This is a genomic window from Clostridium bornimense (assembly GCF_018917145.1).
Classification (GTDB): domain Bacteria; phylum Bacillota; class Clostridia; order Clostridiales; family Clostridiaceae; genus Clostridium_AN; species Clostridium_AN bornimense_A.
The window spans coordinates 1-1,391 of sequence record NZ_JAHLOD010000119.1; the positions used below are offsets into that span (position 1 = coordinate 1).

Annotated in this window: 2 protein-coding genes; both read right to left on the reverse strand. The window is 29.3% G+C overall.

Annotated features, from left to right (window positions below; translation table 11 throughout):
• Positions 1–935 (reverse strand): IS66 family transposase (tnpC, locus tag KQI30_RS16775; protein ID WP_216464481.1); only part of this gene is annotated, 935 nt, incomplete at its 3' end.
• 90 nt (positions 936–1,025) lie between these two features.
• Positions 1,026–1,391 (reverse strand): IS66 family insertion sequence element accessory protein TnpB (gene tnpB, locus KQI30_RS16780; RefSeq protein ID WP_216464482.1); only part of this gene is annotated, 366 nt, incomplete at its 5' end.

Sequence of the window (1,391 nt, forward strand, 5' to 3'; positions counted from 1 at the left end):
CCAAGAAAAGCTTTAGGACACGAGCTAGATCTAGTATTTTGATAATCATAAAGAATTATCGGTTTAGCATTAGTTTCACTCATATATAGCCACATATATTTCTTAGACTTAGAACTCTTACCATTATCATTAATTACCTTCAATGTAGTTTCATCAGCATGAATGTAATTTCTATTAAGAAGTTCTTTCTTCATATAGCTATATATCGGCTCTAATGCTTTAGCAGCTGACATAGTCCAGTTACATAAAGTCTGACGACTAAGAGTAGCACCCATCATGTCAAAATAAGACTGTTGTCTATATAATGGCATAGCATGAAGATATTTAAGTGCAATAGTATGAGCAATTAATTCATTAGAAGCCATACTATTATAGAAAATAGTTTTAGGCATTTCAGGTGAAACAATCTTACTATCTTCATTTTCCTTCTCACATGGTTTACAAGCGTAGCTGTACATTACGTGTTCTTCCACTATTAATTTAGCAGGGATATATTTTAAAATTTCTTTTCTAGATTTAACTCCAATTTCAACTAATTTGCTGCCACATTTATCACAGATTAAATCATCACCTTCTAATTTATGTTCTATGATTTTTCTTTCTAAATTAGCAAGGTTATCTTTCTTACCGATATTGTTGCTTTTCTTAGCTCTTTTATATGTAATTTCTTCTACCGTAGGTTCTTCCACTTTTGAATCACTATGTTTTTCTGCTTCATTAAAAAAGCATAATTGATCAGCATCTACTTTCTCACTAGATGCTCCAAATATTTTCTTATTTCTATTTGAAATAATTTCTCTTAAAAACTCTAATTCATTTTTAAGATTTTCTATTTCTTTATTCTTAGAGTCTATTTCTTTCTCCATTTCTTCAACTTTTTCAATTAATACTTGGCTTTTTTCATCAAGTTCATTGCTAATAATTTCGTGATTCATAAGTACCTCTTTTAACATTTATTTATATAAATATTATACCACAAAAACCCTTGAAAATAAAGGATTCTCAAGGTTTTTGTATACCTATTTTTAATAATAATTAGCTTCTTTTACTGGTTTAAATTTAGACTTTGTTCTTACTTCATATCCTTTCAAAAGCCAACGTAATTCTTCTATATTCACACTTACTGCTTCTTCCTGCGTAGCAGGCCATTTAAAGCGATTTCCTTCTAAACGATGATAATATAACCAAAATCCTTCATCAAAATGGAGTATCTTTAACTTATCCATCTGTTTATTACAAAAAACAAATAATGCTTTATCAAAAGGATTGAGCTGCAGTTGATTTTTTACTATCATTACTAATCCATCTATACTTTTTCTTAAGTCTGTTGGGCCGCAGGCTATATATACTGTTTCAACCTTATCTATATTTAACACTTTAATAATAGCTCC